This window comes from Xenorhabdus miraniensis, assembly GCF_002632615.1.
In genome coordinates this window covers 47,345-67,846 of record NZ_NITZ01000017.1, presented here as the reverse complement: position 1 = coordinate 67,846, position 20,502 = coordinate 47,345, and the positions used below count along the sequence as shown (strand labels likewise).

16 protein-coding genes are annotated in these 20,502 nt (G+C 43.9%); 14 read left to right on the top strand and 2 right to left on the bottom strand.

Features of this window, described 5'->3' with window-relative positions; all coding sequences use genetic code 11:
• Positions 1 to 386 precede the first annotated feature (386 nt).
• The 9 genes from Xmir_RS15565 to Xmir_RS15525 all read left to right on the top strand — a co-directional run bounded on the left by Xmir_RS15565 (position 387) and on the right by Xmir_RS15525 (position 11,902).
• Positions 387 to 3,791, top strand: coding sequence for a non-ribosomal peptide synthetase (locus Xmir_RS15565; RefSeq protein ID WP_099115103.1), 3,405 nt, complete (start codon positions 387 to 389; stop codon positions 3,789 to 3,791).
• Positions 3,788 to 5,458, top strand: a complete 1,671-nt coding sequence (locus Xmir_RS15560) for a GMC family oxidoreductase (RefSeq protein WP_099115102.1) — start codon at positions 3,788 to 3,790, stop codon at positions 5,456 to 5,458. The genes Xmir_RS15565 and Xmir_RS15560 overlap by 4 nt, the downstream gene beginning before the upstream one ends.
• Positions 5,448 to 6,176: a thioesterase II family protein gene (locus Xmir_RS15555; protein ID WP_099115101.1), complete on the top strand. Its 729-nt coding sequence runs from the start codon at positions 5,448 to 5,450 to the stop codon at positions 6,174 to 6,176. The genes Xmir_RS15560 and Xmir_RS15555 overlap by 11 nt, the downstream gene beginning before the upstream one ends.
• Before the next feature lie 36 nt (positions 6,177 to 6,212).
• Positions 6,213 to 7,349, top strand: a complete 1,137-nt coding sequence (locus tag Xmir_RS15550; RefSeq protein ID WP_099115100.1) for an acyl-CoA dehydrogenase family protein — start codon at positions 6,213 to 6,215, stop codon at positions 7,347 to 7,349.
• Positions 7,350 to 7,397: 48 nt separating this feature from the next.
• Positions 7,398 to 8,267, top strand: a complete 870-nt coding sequence (locus tag Xmir_RS15545; RefSeq protein ID WP_099115099.1) for a GNAT family N-acetyltransferase — start codon at positions 7,398 to 7,400, stop codon at positions 8,265 to 8,267.
• Between the two features lie 72 nt (positions 8,268 to 8,339).
• Positions 8,340 to 8,804: a group II truncated hemoglobin gene (locus Xmir_RS15540; protein ID WP_099115098.1), complete on the top strand. Its 465-nt coding sequence runs from the start codon at positions 8,340 to 8,342 to the stop codon at positions 8,802 to 8,804.
• A 68-nt stretch (positions 8,805 to 8,872) separates the two neighbouring features.
• Positions 8,873 to 9,730 (top strand): metallophosphoesterase family protein, encoded by an 858-nt coding sequence (locus tag Xmir_RS15535; RefSeq protein ID WP_099115097.1) that lies wholly within the window; start codon positions 8,873 to 8,875, stop codon positions 9,728 to 9,730.
• A 21-nt stretch (positions 9,731 to 9,751) separates the two neighbouring features.
• Entirely contained in the window at positions 9,752 to 10,327 is a 576-nt protein-coding gene (locus Xmir_RS15530; protein WP_099115096.1) for a flavoprotein, read from the top strand.
• 303 nt (positions 10,328 to 10,630) lie between these two features.
• Entirely contained in the window at positions 10,631 to 11,902 is a 1,272-nt protein-coding gene (locus Xmir_RS15525) for an MFS transporter (protein WP_099115095.1), read from the top strand.
• A gap of 72 nt (positions 11,903 to 11,974) precedes the next feature.
• Here Xmir_RS15525 and satP read toward each other — a convergent pair whose 3' ends face one another.
• Positions 11,975 to 12,547, bottom strand: coding sequence for an acetate uptake transporter (gene satP / locus Xmir_RS15520; RefSeq protein ID WP_099115094.1), 573 nt, complete (start codon positions 12,545 to 12,547; stop codon positions 11,975 to 11,977).
• 353 nt (positions 12,548 to 12,900) lie between these two features.
• Here satP and dnaK point away from each other — a divergent pair, with 353 nt between their 5' ends.
• The 3 genes from dnaK (at position 12,901) to Xmir_RS15505 (ending at position 17,161) form a co-directional block, all read left to right on the top strand.
• Complete coding sequence (dnaK, locus tag Xmir_RS15515) at positions 12,901 to 14,811, top strand: molecular chaperone DnaK (RefSeq protein WP_099115093.1); 1,911 nt, start codon at positions 12,901 to 12,903, stop codon at positions 14,809 to 14,811.
• A gap of 105 nt (positions 14,812 to 14,916) precedes the next feature.
• Complete coding sequence (dnaJ, locus tag Xmir_RS15510) at positions 14,917 to 16,044, top strand: molecular chaperone DnaJ (protein WP_099115092.1); 1,128 nt, start codon at positions 14,917 to 14,919, stop codon at positions 16,042 to 16,044.
• 370 nt (positions 16,045 to 16,414) lie between these two features.
• Positions 16,415 to 17,161 carry a hypothetical protein gene (locus tag Xmir_RS15505; protein WP_167385998.1) on the top strand — a complete coding sequence of 249 codons (747 nt, stop codon included), beginning with the start codon at positions 16,415 to 16,417 and terminating at the stop codon, positions 17,159 to 17,161.
• 57 nt (positions 17,162 to 17,218) lie between these two features.
• On the opposite strand, the gene Xmir_RS29345 is transcribed toward Xmir_RS15505, so the two are convergent.
• On the bottom strand, positions 17,219 to 17,455 hold the full coding sequence (locus Xmir_RS29345) for an EamA family transporter (RefSeq protein WP_279627218.1): 237 nt from the start codon (positions 17,453 to 17,455) through the stop codon (positions 17,219 to 17,221).
• 369 nt (positions 17,456 to 17,824) lie between these two features.
• On the opposite strand from Xmir_RS29345, the gene nhaA reads away from it, so the two are divergent.
• Together nhaA and nhaR are read left to right on the top strand one after the other, a co-directional pair.
• Entirely contained in the window at positions 17,825 to 18,994 is a 1,170-nt protein-coding gene (nhaA, locus tag Xmir_RS15495; protein ID WP_099115090.1) for a Na+/H+ antiporter NhaA, read from the top strand.
• Between the two features lie 207 nt (positions 18,995 to 19,201).
• Positions 19,202 to 20,143 (top strand): transcriptional activator NhaR, encoded by a 942-nt coding sequence (gene nhaR, locus Xmir_RS15490; RefSeq protein ID WP_099115089.1) that lies wholly within the window; start codon positions 19,202 to 19,204, stop codon positions 20,141 to 20,143.
• Positions 20,144 to 20,502 lie beyond the last annotated feature (359 nt).

The window sequence follows — 20,502 nt, the reverse complement described above, 5'->3', positions numbered from 1 at the left end:
TTATTCTATTGCAAACTTAAATTTGGTCAGTATCCGTATGTTTTATATAACAATAATCATTAATAAAATGTTATTATTTGATATTACATTTAGTTATAAAAGTGTTATTTTTACGTAAAGGCAAACCAACAAATAAAACTAAACACCTTACTAAAATTCATGAGGCATCTAACAATGTATTGCTTCTCGTTTATTTTAAGCTCATGAATCAATATATTATTTTGATAGTAAATCATGTTTATTTTCACCAAAATAAATTGGTGAACAGCAAATGGATTCTTTGTTAATAAATTCAACCATATTCCCAGCGCTATTTTATTTCAGAGAAAAAAGTAATTTCAAAAAAACATAAATCAACTTACCAATCAAATACTAAGGGATAATGCATGAAAAATTTTCTCCAGGCATTACAAGAATCCGGATTAGAAATCTCTACCTCTCCTGAATTATATAAACCAGAAAATAAAAATTTAGAAATAGAGTTACCCCAATTGAAAAAACAGGTTAATGGGATGCTTCAAAATAGATTACCATTAATAAATATTACCATCCCTATAACTCTACAAGACGATACGATTGAGACAGAAAATTTTCCATTAACAGATATTCAATATGCTTATTTAATTGGGCGTAACCCCGGACTGGAACTGGGAGGGTTAACCAGTTGCCTCTATACTGAATTAGATATTAAATCATTAAATATCAATTCATTAAATAACGCATTGAACAAAATCATTGAATATCACCCTATGTTAAGGGCGACTTTATCTTTAGATGGACAACAGCGGATTTTACCTGCCCCATTAAATTACATCATTCCTATTCAGGATTGTAGAAAATGGTCAGCACCAGAAAAAGATAACATGCTGGAAAATATCCGTCAGGAAATGGAAACACAATTACTCCCCCTTGATAAAGCCCCTACATTCGATATACGAGCAACAATAATTAATGACGATATTACTCGCTTGCATGTTTATTTCGATATGATGTTTGTAGATCTTCATAGTATCCGTCTGATATTACGTGACTGGTGGAAAATTTATCAAGGTCATGAGTTACCCATATTAGCTGCTAATATGAATTTTCACACTTATATAAACTCAGAGCGTTATCTGCAAGGGCAATTACAAGGGTTACGTGACAAAGCCTACTGGGAACAACAGTTAGATACTTTACCGCAACCGCCAGAGTTACCATTGAAAACGATTCCTGAGATGATTTCCTCTCCTGCGTTCAAGCGTTACAGTAGAAAAATCGCCGCTGAAACATTGCTGGCGCTCAGGCAGAAAGCGGAAGCACATAAGCTAACTCTGGAAACAGTACTTCTCGGCATTTATACGGAAGTCCTTCGTCAGTGGTCGAAACACCAAACTTTTACGCTGACTATCACTCAATTCGGGCGGCGCCCCTATTTTGATGGCATCGAAAATGTTGTCGGTAATTTTCTTCAACCCATGTTACTGGGAATACGGGGAACAAAAGAAGAAAGCTTCCATGATCGTTTAGTGCAAATCCAGACTGATTTGATGATGAATCGCTGGCATTGTTCCTACAATGGCGTTCAGGTTTTGAGAGAGCTGACCCGCCGAGGTCATAACAATCGGGCAGCAACAGCTCCCGTAGTATTTAGCAATACCCTGACAGCCAATTTGGACGATGTGGTAACAGATATCGGTTGGACGGACGCTACCCAAATTTATAACAGCAATCAAACCCCACAAGTCTGGTTAGAGAACCAAATTGTTCGGGTTGATGGTCTTGTTCAGATTAACTGGAACACTGTCAGTGAACTGTTCCCTGATGACATGGTAGAAGCCATGCTGGATACCTATCTGACGCTGATTGCAACTTGTGCTGAAGATGATTCCGTATGGGATACAAGTGCATCATTGGTGAGGTTGCCCGCATCAGATCTGGCAGAGCGGGAAAAATCCAATGCAACAGATACCGCGTTCGATCTTAAACTGCTGCATGAAATGATTTTGCAGGCCGCAGCCAAATTCCCCCATGAAATCGCGCTTATTCAGGGAGAAAAACAAGTTACCTATGCGGAAATGGTCAATAAAGCCATCGTAATCGCGCAACAACTTCGCACTTCAGCCCAAATTCATCCCAATGATATTGTCGCGGTATCCTTGCCACAAGGCCCGGAATTAGTCATCGGGTTACTGGGTGTCCTTATGTCAGGAGCTGCTTACGTGGCTATCGATCCCCAGCTTCCTGCCGAACGCCGGATGAATTTGCTCAATCGTTGTTCAGCCAAAGGGATTATCACTGGCAGCACGGTTTTTGAACATGGTGAATTGACGGGTTTGCTCCGAATAAACCTGGATGAGTGCCCTATGCACAGCGCTATGGAGACAACACACTGGTCTTCCATGCCTTCAGTGCAGGGATTAGATGATCTGGCATATGTCATCTTTACCTCAGGTTCAACCGGAGAGCCGAAAGGTGTCATGGCTTCTCACCGTAATGCGGCAAATACGGTGTTTGATATCAACCATAAATTCCACGTCACAGAAAAAGACGCTGTATTATCCGTCGCACCGGCTGGATTTGATTTGTCCGTCTATGACTATTTCGGGCTATTGGGAGTTGGGGGAAAAGTTATTTTTTCCATGCCTGAAACGGCCAATGACCCAAAAATCTGGTTAGACATGCTGATCAAACATCAAATTACTATCTGGGATAGTGTTCCGGCTCCCGTGAAAGTACTGGTAGACAGAAATGGTTCCGCTCTGTCCGAGACCAAATTAAGGTTAATCCTAATGAGCGGAGACTGGATACCTGTCGATCTACCAGAACGTATTCGGGAAAGCCTGCCAGATACTGCGATCATCAGTCTGGGGGGAGCGACTGAAGGCTCTATCTGGTCGATACACTATCCAATCAAGGAAATTGATAAAAACTGGAAAAGCATTCCTTATGGCAAGCCGTTGGCAAATCAAACTTTCCATGTTCTGAATAATTGGCTTCTGCCCTGCCCCAAATGGGTAACGGGGGAACTCTATATTGGCGGAGACGGAGTGACCCAAGGTTATTTGGGAGACGCAGAAAAAACTGCACTGCGCTTTATTACTCATCCCGTCACAGGTGAGCGGCTGTACAGAACCGGAGATTTGGGACGATATATTGCCGATGGCTTGATAGAAATTTTAGGGCGTGAAGATAATCAGGTAAAAATCAATGGATACCGCATTGAATTAGGCGAAATTGAAGCCTGCCTCCTGAGCCATGAAAATGCCTGCCATGTCGTTATTGATGCTCCCGTACATCCCAAAACCGGACAACGGCATATTGTTTCCTATGTTGTCCCTGAAACTGTAGAAATTTTGGATGCCCCAAGCCATTTTCAAGACCAGTTGAGGGAGATTGCCCGCAAGACACTGCCCTCTTATATGGTACCCAGTTATTACGTTTTATTGTCCCATATGCCATTAACCAGTAATGGAAAAATTGACCGTAAAGCGCTGCCTATCCCCTGGTCTGATACCGAAGAACACTCTGATGCTCCGGTTAAACCCGCTAATGAGATAGAAGCAAAGATCCTAAAACTTTGGCAAGCACAACTTCAGCATGATGATTTTGATGTCACCGATGGCTTTTTTGATATTGGCGGTGATTCACTGCATGCCGTTGGTTTACTTAGTGCACTGCGACAGGAGTTTAACATTACGCCTGTTGGCGAACAGGACATCATCGAAGGGTTGTTCATGAATTCCAACATTCAGTCTTTCTCTCGCATCATCGAAACAATCGTTCAATCTCAAGCGGTGAATGAACTATGACCAAAGCATACGATTATATCGTGGTAGGTGGCGGTTCAGCAGGATGCGTGGCCGCATCACGCCTGTCTGAAAACAGCACGAAATCCGTACTGCTGATTGAAGCAGGCCACGAGTCTGATGTACACAACCCCGCCAGTCCACTCAGAGATGCGTCAAGACTGGTATTGGAAGGATATAACTGGGATTACGAAGCCAATGTGCGCAATGATGATCGGTTCGCCGCTCTCATTGCCCCTCACGTTCACCAAGATGACAGGCAACCGGCTCGCAAGCACAAGGAACGTAAGCCGTTCAATTATCGGGTAGGAAAAGTGCTCGGGGGTTCCTCCGCAGTCAACGGTGCCATTGCCCTGAGGGGATTTCCGAGCGATTTCGATAAATGGGCCCAAATGGGTTGCCCTAATTGGTCTTGGGAACAGGTTCTGCCGTGGTTTAAGTATCTGGAAAATGACACCGATCGTATCGGTGATGATAACCACGGTTCACAGGGACCAATGTGCCTGCGCAGACCTCCGGATGGCGAGATCCATCCCCTTGATATGGCGTTTGCCCGTGCCTGCGAACAGTTTGGTGTGCCTTATGTTGATGATCTCAATATCGGTGAAGATCCGGCCGTCGGCCCTGTGCCCGCCAATGTTATTAATGGCGCAGAAAGAGTGGATGTTTATCGTTCATACCTTGAACCGAACCTGAACAGGGAAAATCTGCACGTGATCACTGATGCGCTGGTCACGCAGATCATTTTTAACGGCACTGTCGCTTCAGGGGTAAAAATCATTCAGGCGGGAGAAGAGCGGGTTTATCAAGCCAGACAGATTGTTCTCTGCGCTGGTGCAATTGGCTCGGCAACATTATTGCAGCGCTCAGGTGTGGGGGATCCGGCACACCTGAGCAGATTAGGTATCCCTATTGTTGCACAAGTGCCCGCCGTTGGCAGAAACCTAACTGACCATGCCTCAGTGGTACTCTGGGCGCTGCCTAAAGCAGGTGTCTGTACAACAGGCCTGCCGTGGCGGCAAATTGCTGCCCGCATTAACAGCGGTTATGACGAAAAAGTCGATGTGCAAATTGGCTTGCTGAACAATGTTGCCAGTGACACTGTGCCAGGTTTCAGAGATCGCGTTGCTTATCCAATGTTGGTTGGCGCTTCCGTCATGTTGATGCGTCCGGAGATTCAAGGACAGGTCTTTATCAGTTCCGCCACGCCTACGGTATTGCCCCAAATTGATCTGCCATTGACCCGCACCCCATCAGATATCGCTCGCCTTATAGGGGGAGTGCGTAAAATTTGGGAGGTTTTACACCATGCAGAAGTGGATGCCTTCCTTGATGGCATCCAATTTTGGTCACACTCCATGATTTATAACGACGAAATCATGAACAGTGCAATCAAGAACCTTGTCAATCCTGGCTGGCATGCCTCTGGAACGCTCAGAATGGGTAGCAGTAGTGATCCTGATAGTGCCACACAGGAAGATGGTCGGGTGCATGGCATTACTGGCGTGACAGTCGCTGATGCCTCCTTGTTTCCCACCATTCCCTCCATGCCAACCAATCTGTCAACCATTATGGTTGCTGAACGTATTGTCAGTTTCTTAATAGAAAGAGAAACAGAAAGAGAAGCAGAGAGAGAAGCCACCAGCGATCGGAGAACAAATGGACACTAATTGCAGGCGGGTGATTTATGCCTTCCCACATGCCGGGGCAACAACAGCCATTTATCGCCCCTGGCTAAATGATCTTATGACAACCCAATCCGCAATTTTACAGCCTGTTGCGATCCCAGGTCGTGGTCATCTGGCTAAAGAGCCTGAAATTCACGATCTCGATTCACTGGTTGAACGGCTGGCATCAGATATTTGGGCCGATTTCCAACAAAAACAGGCACAGGGAATGACAGAGTGGATCACCTTTGGCCATAGTTTTGGTGGTGTGCTGAGTCTCGCGGTGGGTCAGGCATTAATGAAAAATCATGGCATTTCTCCCCTATTTGGCGTGGTATCCAGCTCTGTCCCTCCTCATCGTCAACCAGAAGATGAACGGCATGAATGGACTGATGAGCAATTGATTCAGAAAACCAAAGAGGATCAAGGGACGCCCGAAGCCATTTTGAACGAGCCTGCGCTAATAAAACCCATCATCCGCCAACTGCGCAGTGATTATCGGATACGCAGCCAATTTCCCCAACTTGGCAATATACAGGTGAATTACCCATTGGTGCTGATTTCTGCTACTCACGATATTCATGTCACTTTGGCGGACATGGAAGCCTGGAAAAATTACACCTCTGGCAATACCTCACTCATCCACATTGAAGGGGATCACTTTGCTGTGTACCAACACTGGAATGTCATCAAACAAATACTACTGAGTAAGGCGATTTGAGTAAAACCATGAGCTGACAAAGAATCAGGAGTGAATATGCGTGTTGAGATTGATAATTTTGATAGTTACCGGAAATCCTGCCGTGAATTTCTTGAAAGTGAAATCGTCCCTGAACATCAAAGGTGGGAAGAAAATGGGCTGGTTGAACGCTCTTTTTGGGAGAAGTTAGGTCAGTCTGGTTTATTAGGTATGAGTGTCACTCCCGAATTTGGGGGACTGGGAAAAAGCGATTACCGGTTCGCAGTCATTCTGACAGAAGAACTCATCAAATCAGGTGTGACTGTACCGGGGATCGTTGCTCATAATGATGTTGTTGCCAGCTATATTTTTGCCCTTGGTAATGAGGAACAGAAAAAAAGGTGGTTGCCGGAATTGTGTAGCGGAAAGCGAGTTGCGGCTATTGCCATGACAGAACCCAGTGGGGGTTCCAATACCGCCGACATCAAAACTGTGGCTACGCGTCAGGGTGATTACTATCTGGTCAATGGCGGCAAAACTTATATCACCAATGGCATCAATGCGGATCTGATTGTTGTCGCTGTAAAAACAGAACAAGGGCAACAAGGTCAGGGCATCAGCTTGTTGGCAATAGAACGGGATATGCCCGGCTTCTCCAGAGGGGAGCCATTGAAGAAAATTGGCTGGAATGGCAGCGACACGGCTGAACTCTTTTTCCATGACTGCAAAGTCCCCATTACCAACCTGCTTGGCCGTGAAAACCTTGGTAATTATTACTTCATGTCAGCAATGCCCCGTGAACGCCTCAGTATTTCAACCGTGGCGGTTGCCAGTGCAGAACATATATTGCAGAGCACGCTGGAATATGTAAAAGAAAGAACGGCCTTCAATCAACCAATCGGCTCCTTTCAATACAACCGTTTTATGCTCGCGCAATTAGATACTGAAGTAAAAATTGCCCGAATCTACCTTGATAACGCTGTTAGTCTCTTTAACCAAGGTCTTTTCAGTCTGATAGATGCCGCCCGCATCAAGTGGTGGACGACTGAACTTCAAATGAAAGTGGCAGATCGTTGCCTTCAATTGCACGGAGGGCTGGGTTACCTGCGTGATTCCACTGCCGGCAAGAATTGGCTGAATAGCCGTGCCCAGACCATTTACGGTGGAACCAGCGAAGTGCTGCAAGAAATTATCAGTAAATCACTTGGACTTTAAGACCACACCATACTGGTACTCAACCCTATTCGAGAGGATATATTGGTTATGAATGAAAGGAGCACTCAAACGTGTCTCGTCCGTTCGGTGAATCTGAGTCAATGGAATTCTATCGTTCTCAATTGGGCAAATAATGAAAACTGGGATATTAGTTCGGGCGATACAGCTTGTTTCTTTAATGTAGACCCAGATGCTTTCTTTATCGCCCATCATAATATGCAGCCTATCGCATCAATATCGATGGTCAATTATTCAGATCATTACTCATTCGGTGGTAACTTCCTCATACCATCAGCATTCCGCAATAGTATTTGTGCAGGGAAAATATGGAAATGGTCTATGGATTATGCAGAACATCGCACAATTGGCTGTGATGGTAACTGGGATAAAACGTCACTCTACGAAAAAAGGGGGTTTGTTAAACATTATCGTAATGTCCGGCTTTCTGGAACCATCCAGAAAAAAATCACACCCCCACCAGGCGCCATTCTGATCACGCCAGCCAATATTGATGAAGTCATCAAATATGATGCGGAATGCACCGGCGTTTATCGAGGCGCATTGCTTGCCAATTGGTTCTGGGGAAAAGGACGTTATGGATTTTGTACTTATTCCAGAACAGGAATTTCCGGGATCATAGGCATAAGGCGATCCCAAAATGGCTACCGAATAGGCCCTTTCCATGCTGACAATGCCGAAGTTGTTGAAACGCTGGCCCTTACCGCATTCGCACAAATCCCTGATGGCTTACCTATATCGGCGGATGTTCCCGAAACCGATAACAACGATTTTCTCCAACTGGCTAACGAGTATGGGCTAAAGGGACTCTTTAACACATACCGAATGTACAAAGGCAATCTCATCCCAAAGGGGCAGATAGATAAGGTCAAGGCCATTGCGTCTTTGGAGTTGGGGTAACGGATATCAACCAATAGCCGTTGCCTGAATCGCAACATCATTAATAACTATATTCATATGAGAGGTTATATTATGGCAAATGAAGCACCGACCTTATTTGAATGGATGGGAGGTCGTGAGGCCCTCATGAAACTCATGACCATCTTTTATGCCAAAGTTGAAAAAGATGAGCTGCTCGCTCCGCTGTTCCAAAACATGAAATCCGATCACCCCGGTCATGTAGCCATGTGGTTGGAAGAAGTACTCGGTGGCGAAAAGCGCTATACCAATGAGCGCGGTGGCTTCAAGGTCATGTTAAGCCGCCACAGAGGCAGAAGCATTCAGCCAGAACAAAGGAAAAGATGGGTAGACTTGCTGATGCAGTCTGCTGATGAAATCGGCCTGCCATCTGATCCTGAATTTCGTGCCGCCTTTGCAGGTTATATCGAATGGGGTTCACGCAGAGCTGAAGCCAATTCTCAACCCAATGCCGCCCCTTCACGTCGCGAAACCGTGCCCAACTGGGGATGGGGAGAAGCCCCTCCGGGAACACCCTGATTTTTCAGGAAACTTAGGATGTTAGGAAAATAGGATGTTAAGAAAATAAGAAACAAAGAGGTGAGCTCATGCTGTTGGCTATCAGTGACTTACATGTATCTCATGCAACAAATAGAGCTATAGTCGAATCATTCAGGCCATCAACACCTGATGATTGGCTTCTGCTGGCAGGTGATATTGCAGAGAAGGAATCAGACTTTACATGGGCCATCAGTATGCTTTCCCAACGGTTTGCCCAAGTCGTCTGGACGCCGGGGAATCATGAACTCTGGTGTACACCAAGAGATCAATTAAAGTTACCCGGCGTACTGCGTTATGAACATCTGGTCAATATTTGCCGACAGCATAACGTGCTCACCCCTGAAGATGAGTTTCGCCATTACCGCATGGGGAATGGTAAAACCGTTACCATTGCCCCTATTTTTACTCTATATGATTATTCATTCAGAAATATTGATGACTATACGGCGGAGCAGGCCATAGAACGCGCCCGTCGTTGTGGTGTCATCAGCTCTGACGAATTTTTTCTGAAAACCTACCCCCATAAAAATATTATCGACTGGTGTCGGGAACGTCTCCAATATACTGAAAAACGTTTAAACGCTATTCCAGACGGTGAAGATATCGTGCTTATAAGCCATTTTCCCCTTCTCCGAAAACCGCTTGAATCTTTACGCAATACCGAATTTTCCATTTGGTGTGGCAGTGAAAAAACGCATCAGTGGGCATCAAGAAAAGGAGTTCGCATGGTGGTATACGGACATTTACACATCCCTAATCTCGAATATATTCAAGATGTTGTTCATTTGGAAGTTTCTTTGGGATATCCGCGGGAATGGCAAGAACATGGTAGAGATTCTTACTTGGTGCAGCTAGATGGGTTGCTGGAACACACGAATGCAATCTCTAATCATCCATTTTTATAATAATAAGAGGCTAATTTACCGATGAAAAATGCTGAAATAATTCCACAGATAAAACCTCGGATCTTAATTGGTGCAACCGGGTCAGTGGATATTACCCTCCTTCCAAAATATCTTTCAGCAATTAAGGCAACAATCGACTGTACCTTGACGGTATTGATGACAAACAGTGCCACCACCTTTTTACCTGCATCAACTGTTGCGCTCTATGCAGACCGGGTCATCAGCGGAGAGTCGCCACTCGATTGGCCAACAGACAAACCTTCACGCATTGTAGCGGATCATGACATTATGGCCGTTTTACCTGCCACTGCTAACACACTGGCGACCACGGCTCACGGTGGTGCGACCAACCGATTAACGACGGTGATTCTGGCCTCCACATTCCCTGTACTGTTTTTTCCGGTTATGGGTAACGTGATGTGGGAAAAAAACGCGACACGTCGCAATATTTCTCAGTTACGTGACGATGGCTATCACGTTATTGAACCCGTATGGCACGAAAATTTTGATGTTTCACTGCAACGAATCGTTGGGCATCCCTCATTACCGGATATTGAAACGGTTATGTCACTGCTGAAACAACATCTGGCAAAATAATCCCTGATATTAATATCGCTGTGGAAGAGCACTCCGCACCTTCAATTGATAAAAGGTTATTCAACGTGTGGGCTGAGTATTCTTCCATTTTAAATTTTCCTGATATACAAACTGATAGACAGACGTAAGCTCTCCTTCTGCCCAGACCTAAGCGACATATCACCAGATATCGTTTCATTTAAAAAATTGCAGAATAAACACCTTTTAATATAGGATAAGTTTTATTTTCATTCGTCACAAAAAAATCGACCCATTGAAAATAATAATAAAAAACCTCATTTTATAACTATAAATCGGTAAATTATGTCACAACATCAAAATCGTTCATTAAACAGGCAGGACTATAAAACTCTGTCTTTGGCCGCCTTGGGTGGTGCACTGGAGTTTTACGACTTTATTATCTTTGTCTTCTTTGCCGTTGCGCTTGGAGAACTGTTTTTCCCTGCGGATATACCTGAATGGCTCAGACAACTACAAACATTTGGTATTTTTGCTGCCGGCTATTTAGCTCGGCCGTTAGGTGGGATCATCATGGCTCATTTTGGTGATCTTATTGGGCGCAAGAAGATGTTTTCACTCAGTATATTCCTGATGGCCGTACCAACACTGATCATTGGAATGCTGCCCACCTATGATGCGATTGGCATTGCCGCTCCTGTACTGCTCTTGCTAATGCGAATCATGCAGGGAGCTGCGATTGGAGGAGAAGTACCCGGAGCATGGGTCTTTGTGGCAGAGCACGTCCCTCATAAGCGCATAGGCTTTGCCTGTGGCGTTTTGACAGCAGGATTGACCATGGGTATTTTGTTTGGCTCTTTAGTGGCAACCATGATTACTTCCATTTATACCAAGCAGGAAGTCTTGGATTGGGCATGGCGTCTCCCATTCTTTTTGGGTGGTGTTTTCGGTCTGTGTGCCATGTACCTGCGCCGTTGGCTGCATGAAACTCCTATCTTCAAGGAAATGCAGGAACGTAAAGCGCTGGCGGAAGAACTGCCACTAAAATCCGTTATCTTTAATCACAAACGCGCCATCACGATCTCTATGCTATTAACATGGCTGCTTTCCGCTGGCATCGTAGTCATTATCCTGATGGCACCAACCTATATGCAGACGGTATTTCATCTGGAGCAATCAATTACCCTGAAAGCAAACAGCCTTGCGATCATCTCGTTGGCGGCGAGTTGTATATTCGTAGGGTATTTATGTGATAAATGTGGTGCGGGTATCGTGTTGATCGTCGGCTGTATTCTATTAGCTGCCGCGACATGGTTTTTCTATCATAATATCAGCGATGAACCGCTCAAATTATTTAGTGTTTATGCCATTACCGGATTAGCTGTTGGTGTGATTAGCTCAGCACCATTCGTTATGGTTAAAAGTTATCCGGCAGAAGTACGTTTCAGCGGCATTTCATTTTCATATAACTTGGCCTATGCCATTTTTGGTGGGCTGACTCCGATCCTCGTTACCCTGCTATTGAAATATACTTCACTGGCACCCGCCTACTATATGATGACATTATCGGCTGTCGGCATCTTATTGGGATTCTATTTGCGAAAAAAAGCAATGTAAGAAAAAGCAGGCAAAGTGAGTTAAATGACATAACACAGGATGAGCACAAATACTCATCCTGTCTGAAAACGGTTAAGCGTGTTTCACTTCACCAATCGGCAAAATAGTACGGCCATATTGTTCATTCAGAACCTCAGCCATTGCCAGATAGAAAGCACTCGCACCACAGATAACGCCTTCAAAACCCGCGAACGTCAAGATACTGGCATTGCCCGTGATATTACCAATTGCCAATAATGCAAACAGCAGAGTCAGGCTGCCAAACACAAATTGCAGGACACGGTTGGCTTTCAACGTACCAAAGAACATAAACAAAGTGAAAATTCCCCACAAGGCGAGGTAAACGCCGAGGAATTCATGGCTGGTTGCTTCTGCCAGTCCCATTGTTGGCAGGAAAAGCAAACCAATCAGACTCAACCAAAACATACCGTAAGAAGTAAATGCGGTCGCAGCAAAAGTGTTTCCTTTTTTGTACTCAAAAATGCCTGCCAGCACCTGAGCCAACCCACCGTAAAAAATGCCCATGCTCAAAATAACCGACGTCAATGGGAAAAAACCTGCATTATGCAGATTCAACAAAATGGTTGTCATACCAAAACCCATTAAGCCCAACGGGCCTGGGTTCGCCAACTTACTAGAATTCATAATTCCCCTGAAAAATACAGATAAAACAAAATATTAAAAAAGTTATCAAGGCACTTTATTTCGCCAAGAAACTATAAAAGGCGGCGAATCATAATGTGATGGCATCAACTACACAATGGCCTTGGGGAAAAAATTTTTAATTAAACTTCAATTTTTTTTCAATCGACCCCTTGATGATGAGACGAATGACCCCATCTAAGAATCAACTACAGTTACTACTGGTATTTCAGCACTAACTGAAAACATAAATAATGAGGAATTTCTGGCAATCAGTGCCATTGAAAAGCAAACATTCGTCCTCATATAGCTTAGTAACTTGACCGAATATATGAATTCTTTGTGGAGGCGTTTAGATGGGTAAAATCATTGGTATCGACTTGGGAACTACCAATTCTTGTGTAGCAATTATGGACGGCACAACCACTCGTGTGCTTGAAAACAGTGAGGGTGACCGTACCACACCTTCAATCATCGCATATACTCAGGATGGTGAAACTCTGGTTGGTCAACCAGCTAAACGTCAGGCTGTTACTAACCCGCAGAATACCCTGTTCGCCATTAAGCGTTTGATCGGCCGTCGTTTTCAGGACGAAGAAGTTCAGCGTGACGTCGCTATCATGCCATACAAAATCACGTCAGCTGATAACGGCGACGCATGGCTGGAAGTGAAAGGCCAGAAAATGGCACCACCTCAGATTTCTGCTGAAGTTCTGAAAAAGATGAAGAAAACAGCAGAAGATTATCTGGGCGAACCAATTACTGAAGCGGTTATTACTGTTCCTGCATACTTCAACGATGCACAGCGTCAAGCAACCAAAGATGCCGGCCGTATCGCAGGTCTGGAAGTTAAGCGTATCATCAACGAACCCACTGCTGCTGCACTGGCTTATGGTCTGGACAAAGAAGTGGGCAACCGCACTATCGCTGTTTATGACTTGGGTGGCGGTACTTTCGATATCTCTATCATCGAAATCGACGAAGTTGATGGCGAAAAAACGTATGAAGTTCTGGCAACCAACGGTGATACTCACTTAGGTGGTGAAGATTTCGACAGCCGTATGATCAACTATCTGGTTGACGAATTCAAAAAAGAACAAGGCATCGACCTGCGTAACGACCCGCTGGCAATGCAGCGCCTGAAAGAAGCCGCAGAAAAAGCGAAAATCGAGCTTTCTTCTGCACAGCAGACTGACGTGAATCTGCCATATATCACCGCAGATGCAACGGGTCCTAAGCACATGAACGTTAAAGTGACTCGTGCGAAACTGGAATCACTGGTTGAAGATCTGGTGAAACGTTCTATCGAGCCACTGAGAGTTGCTCTGAATGACGCGGGTCTGTCTGTCTCTGACGTTCACGACGTTATTCTGGTTGGCGGCCAGACTCGTATGCCAATGGTTCAGAAAGCCGTTGCAGACTTCTTCGGCAAAGAACCACGTAAAGACGTGAACCCGGACGAAGCAGTTGCGATGGGTGCAGCGGTTCAGGGCGGCGTATTGGCAGGTGACGTGAAAGACGTTCTGCTGTTGGACGTAACGCCACTGTCTCTGGGTATTGAAACCATGGGCGGCGTAATGACTTCCCTGATTTCTAAGAACACCACTATCCCAACCAAGCATAGCCAAGTGTTCTCTACAGCAGAAGACAACCAATCTGCGGTAACTATTCACGTACTGCAAGGTGAACGTAAGCGTGCCGGCGATAACAAATCTCTGGGCCAGTTCAACCTGGATGGCATTCAGCCAGCAATGCGCGGCACTCCGCAGATCGAAGTGACTTTCGACATCGATGCTGACGGTATCCTGCATGTTTCTGCGAAGGATAAAAACTCAGGTCGTGAGCAAAATATCACCATCAAGGCTTCTTCTGGTCTGAACGAAGAAGAAATCCAACAGATGGTACGCGATGCAGAAGCAAACGCAGAAGCTGACCGTAAGTTTGAAGAGCTGGTTCAGGTTCGTAACCAAGCTGACCAACTGGTTCACGGTACTCGTAAACAAGTTGAAGAAGCGGGTGACAAACTGCCTGCGGACGATAAAGCAGCAATCGAGAAAGCAACTTCTGAGCTGGAAACTGCGGCGAAAGGCGAAGACAAAGCTGACATCGAAGCGAAGATCCAAGCTCTGGTTGAAGCGTCCAAGAAACTGCTGGAAATCGCACAACAACAAGCTCAGGCTGGTGCTGCTGACGCTGGCGCAAGCAACGCGAAAAAAGAAGACGACGTTGTAGACGCTGAATTCGAAGAAGTTAAAGACAAAAAATAATAGCCCTTAGCGGGCAAAAGTAACAGGGCGCCTGTTACTTGTTAACTGACACGGGCGTTGAGGTAACTCTACGCCCGTGCGTGCGTGTTAAGGGTAAACAATACGATGGCAAAAAAAGATTATTACGAAGTTTTGGGAGTTTCCAAAACCGCAGACGAAAAAGAGATCAAAAAAGCCTATAAGCGTCTGGCAATGAAATATCACCCTGACCGTAATCAGGGCGATAAAGACGCAGAAAATAAATTCAAAGAAATTAAAGAAGCGTATGAAATCCTGACGGATTCTCAGAAACGCGCTGCTTATGACCAATATGGTCATGCTGCCTTTGAACATGGTGGTATGGGTGGTGGCGCAGGTGGCGGAGCTGACTTTAGCGATATCTTTGGTGACGTTTTCGGAGATATTTTCGGTGGTGGCCGCCGTCAACAGCGCCATAGCCGTGGTTCAGACCTGCGTTACAATATGGAATTAACCCTGGAAGAAGCTGTCCGTGGTGTGACCAAAGAGATCCGTATTCCAACATTGGAAACTTGTGATACTTGTCATGGCAGCGGAGCAAAAGCAGGCACCAGCCCGGAAACGTGTTCAACCTGTCACGGTGCAGGCCAAGTACAAATGCGCCAAGGGTTCTTCGCGGTTCAACAGCCTTGCCCTCAGTGTCATGGCCGTGGAAAAATCATCAAGAATCCTTGCGGTAAATGTCATGGACATGGGCGCGTTGAAAAATACAAGACCCTGTCTGTTAAGATCCCTGCCGGCGTCGATACTGGTGACCGCATTCGCTTAAGTGGTGAAGGTGAAGCAGGTGAACACGGTGCACCATCCGGCGATTTGTACGTTCAGGTTCAAGTCAAAGCTCACCATATCTTTGAACGTGATGGCAGTAACCTCTATTGTGAAGTTCCGATCAACTTCGCAACTGCGGCATTGGGTGGTGAAATTGAAGTCCCTACCCTTGATGGTCGTGTTAGCCTGAAAATCCCGGCAGAGACCCAGACCGGCAAACTGTTCCGTATGAAAGGTAAAGGCGTTAAATCCGTCCGTGGTGGTGTTCAAGGCGACTTGCTGTGCCGCGTTGTGGTAGAAACACCTGTGAAGTTGAATGAAGAACAAAAAGAGCTGATGCGTAAATTGGGGGAGTCTTTTGGCGGGAAAAGTGGTGAAACTAATAGCCCTCGTTCCAAGAGCTTCCTTGATGGCGTGAAGAAGTTTTTTGATGATTTGACTAAGTAATTTAATTACCTTAGTGAGATCTTTGTTAATAATCCCTGCTATTATCCTTATAATTAATTGATAATAAGCAGGGATTTATTAATTTATTAATTTATTAATTTATTAATTTATTAATTTATTAATTTATTAATTTATTAATTTATTAATTTATTAATTTATTAATTTATTAATTTATTAATTTATTAATTTATTAATTTATTAATATAACACTAACATACCCAATTCTCTGATTGAAGTTTTGCTAAAAATAGAGCAGACTATCCCACATAGTAATGTATGACATTATAATTCCGTACCCACACCATATTCATCAAATATACTCACACACAGCATAGCTTTTACCATTCTAATTAATTATTATGAGGTTAAGATGATGATTGAGAATATCTTACAGGATGCAATTCAACATTCACGGAATATCTTTAAAGGTAAAACATCGAATAAAACCTATCGTAACTATACAAAACTAACACCAAATAAAATGGCAAGGTATACACCAGATAATATCAGGGCAAGGGAAGATAAACATGATGAATTTTCAGATCAACTTCGTGAAATAAATCATATTACTGATAAATATCGACACTGCCTATTTAGTTCTAAGCACGATGAACAATTAGTTGGGAACTGTGGTGAATTAACGATAGCGGCATTCAACTACTTAGCTATACATCGATATAATGATATCTTAAGATGGTTTAGTAAAAATGGTCGTGGCAGAGGGAATGAAGATTACATAATGAACCCCATTTATATACTGTTCCTGATGTTTGGCGATCCCTACGATCATTGTATCGCTGTTATTACCCACCCTAGAGAAACTCAGCATAAACCAACTCTAAATCATCTATATAGAGCACTCCCAGATCACTCTTGGGTATGTGACCCGTGGGCTAATATAGCTTGTTCCTCTGAAGAATATATTGCCAGATGGCAAAGAAAAATGAGTGTCTGGAATTCAAAAGGAAAAGCAACATCTATATACCAAGAGCATCAGTTTGAAGATTATCCGTCACCAGCAACGGAGGAGAACTTGAACGCCATAAACTATAGCATAAAAAGAGTGGTATATATGGCAGAGATACGACCTCACAGTAGGACAAAGATAATACAGTAATTTTAAAAGATTGCACAAAATGCACCACTATTTTGGTATTCATTTTTCAATGAAGTACTATCCCAATTTCGTTCCAATAATACCTGCAACAATTACAACACAAGCCAATAATCGCATTTTACTAAACGGTTCTCGCAGGAGAATGACAGACAATAACATCGCAAATAACACACTAGTTTCGCGCAATGCAGCAACCAGCACAATGGGAGCATAGCTCATCGCCCAAATGACAACTCCATAACTGAGTAGTTGCATCAATCCCCCCAACAATCCCTGTTTCCAATATTGGCGAATATTCTTTCCGGCAGTATTTCAATATTTGCAATACATTATCACTCCCATAACCCAGCCATTAATAGCAAATAGCCAAGAACCGATCAGCGCTAATCTTTACTAAAGCATTCCAACTGGCATGCAATAGAGCCGCACCGAGGACAGACAAAAAAGTAAAGTTGTCATAGGATATTTTATTTATATCATTATAAAAATTGATGATAAAAACATCTTCTGCTATCCATCAAAATTTATCAATGCTTAAAAACATGACTTCCACAAACAAATAACTCGAAAATAACGATCAATATAGCATATATAATCTACTTTTTACGAAGTAATGACTAGAATAACATACACCCCTTGATCAATTTCATAGGTTATTTATTCATGACTGCAATCATTCGCCAATTTTTGAAATTAGAGGCAGCAGGAGGAATTCTCCTCATCATAGCGGCCATCATTGCGCTGGCTATGGCGAATACGCCATTGCAGGATATTTATCATCAATTTCTCAACCTTCCTGTCGCAGTGCAGTTCGCGGCATTGGAAATCAATAAGCCATTATTACTATGGATAAATGATGGATTAATGGCGGTGTTTTTCCTCATTGTCGGGCTGGAAGTAAAACGTGAACTCATGGAAGGCTCACTTGCGGGTCGTGATAAAGCAATTTTTCCGGCCATTGCTGCCCTTGGAGGTATGCTGGCTCCCGCTCTGGTCTATTTACTGTTTAATGGTAGTGATGACATCGCGCGGCAAGGTTGGGCAATTCCCGCCGCAACAGATATCGCCTTTGCGCTTGGTGTTATGGCGTTATTGGGAAGGCGTGTTCCTACCGCGTTAAAAGTATTTTTGCTTGCGTTAGCCATTATTGATGATTTAGGTGTCATCATTATCATCGCTCTGTTTTATACCAAAACCGTTTCTTTAGGAGCATTAGGTCTGGCTGCGGCTACGATTGCGCTTCTGGCTTGGATGAACCGGAAAGGGGTAACCAAAACATCCGTTTATCTGGCTGTCGGTGTTGTTTTATGGATTTGTATCTTAAAATCCGGTATTCATGCCACGCTGGCCGGGGTTATCGTTGGGTTCCTGATCCCTCTGCGCGATAAAAAAGGTGATTCACCTTCCGAAACACTCGAGCATGAACTACATCCGTGGGTCGCTTATTTAATTCTGCCACTGTTTGCTTTTGCCAATGCGGGTGTTTCATTGCAGGGTGTCACTTTGGATGGCCTGATAAGTATGCTGCCCGCGGGCGTTGCGCTCGGCCTGTTCATCGGCAAGCCATTGGGAATTTTCCTGTTTAGCTGGATTTCAGTAAAACTGGGAATGGCTAAATTACCGGAAAAAATTGGCATGAAACAAATTTTCGCGGTTTCTGTCTTATGTGGAATCGGATTTACCATGTCTATCTTTATTTCCGGTCTGGCATTCGAAGGTCTAAATGACGCTTTCAGCACCTACTCACGTCTGGGTATTTTGATTGGCTCTACAACCGCCGCCATCGTCGGTTATGGATTATTAAACATACTATTACCGAAGAAAAAAACGTAGCCAAAAGCAAATGAATAGACTAAGTTACACACAAAACCAGAAGTAATTTCCGAAGTAATTCATCTTCTTAATATTCGCGGTATAGCAGTTGAACATGTTGTGCCGCGAATATTTCATATCAAAAAAATAGGAGAACGCCATAATCTGGCGGCCTGAAATGTTGGTCACGGCTGTTGTACAGATGTGAGGCAATACAAGGATAAATATATGCGGGTTTCACATTTAAACTTTAACCACCTTTACTATTTTTGGCATGTTTGTAAGGAAGGCTCTGTTGTAGGTGCAGCAGAAGCGCTGTACTTAACACCACAGACCATTACCGGGCAAATCAAGGCGTTGGAAGAACGCTTGGGGGGGAAGTTATTTAAACGTCAAGGAAGGGGTCTGGTGCCCTCTGAACTGGGGCAATTGATTTTCCGCTATGCGGATAAAATGTTTACACTCAGTCAGGAAATGATGGATATCGTCACTTACAGCAGGGAATCAAACCTACTGTTTGATGTTGGTGTCGCTGATGCTCTGTCCAAGCGCTTAGTCAGCAAAGTGTTGGAAACCACGGTGGTAGAGCATGAGAAAATCCACTTGCGTTGTTTTGAATCAACGCATGAAATGTTGCTTGAGCAACTCAGCCAGCATAAGTTGGATATGATCTTATCAGATTGCCCGGTTGACTCCACCCAGCAGGAAGGCTTATTTTCTGTCAAGTTGGGAGAATGCAGCATTAGCTTTTACTGCCGCGCACCAGTCCCGGAAAAACCATTCCCTGAATGTCTGGAAGAGCGCCGCTTGTTGATCCCCGGACGCCGTTCAATGCTAGGCAGGAAACTGCTGGCATGGATACGCAATAAAAACCTGCAAGTTGAAGTTCTGGGAGAATTTGATGATGCCGCACTGATGAAGGCATTTGGCATGTACCATAATGCCATTTTCATCGCCCCCTCTTTCTATGCCAATGATACTTTCGCTGACAGCGATATTATTGAGGTAGGCAGATTGGATTCAGTGCAGGAAGAGTATTACGTTATCTTTGCAGAGCGGATGATCCAGCATCCCGCCGTTCAGCGCGTATGTAACAAAGATTTTTCCGCGCTGTTTAATGCACCTCTTCTCCATTCTCCCTCTAAAAGTCGTCCTGAACAACTTTTGTAAGTAAAAAATAGAAGCTTAAAAAACCTTTCATAGAATAATACCGCTCGCTTAAGTACGAGCGGTTCTTTTTTTATTTTTATTTTACTCCTAATAAAATATGTTTTGAATTATGTTTTGGTTTTTAATTCCGACATCCCGCACCTCACTTTTTATATTTATTGCTAAATTGGGACAGGATTTCGATTACACAATGTTTAATCAATAATATTTGTTGCCATTCGAATAATGATATAGGTTCTCTTTATTATTATTCGTTATTATTCCTTACCCTCTACCGATGTATTTATAATAGGACTAACACATGAGCACTCATTAAATAAACCACATAGTTTTTCCTAATCCATCAAAGATAAATGAGC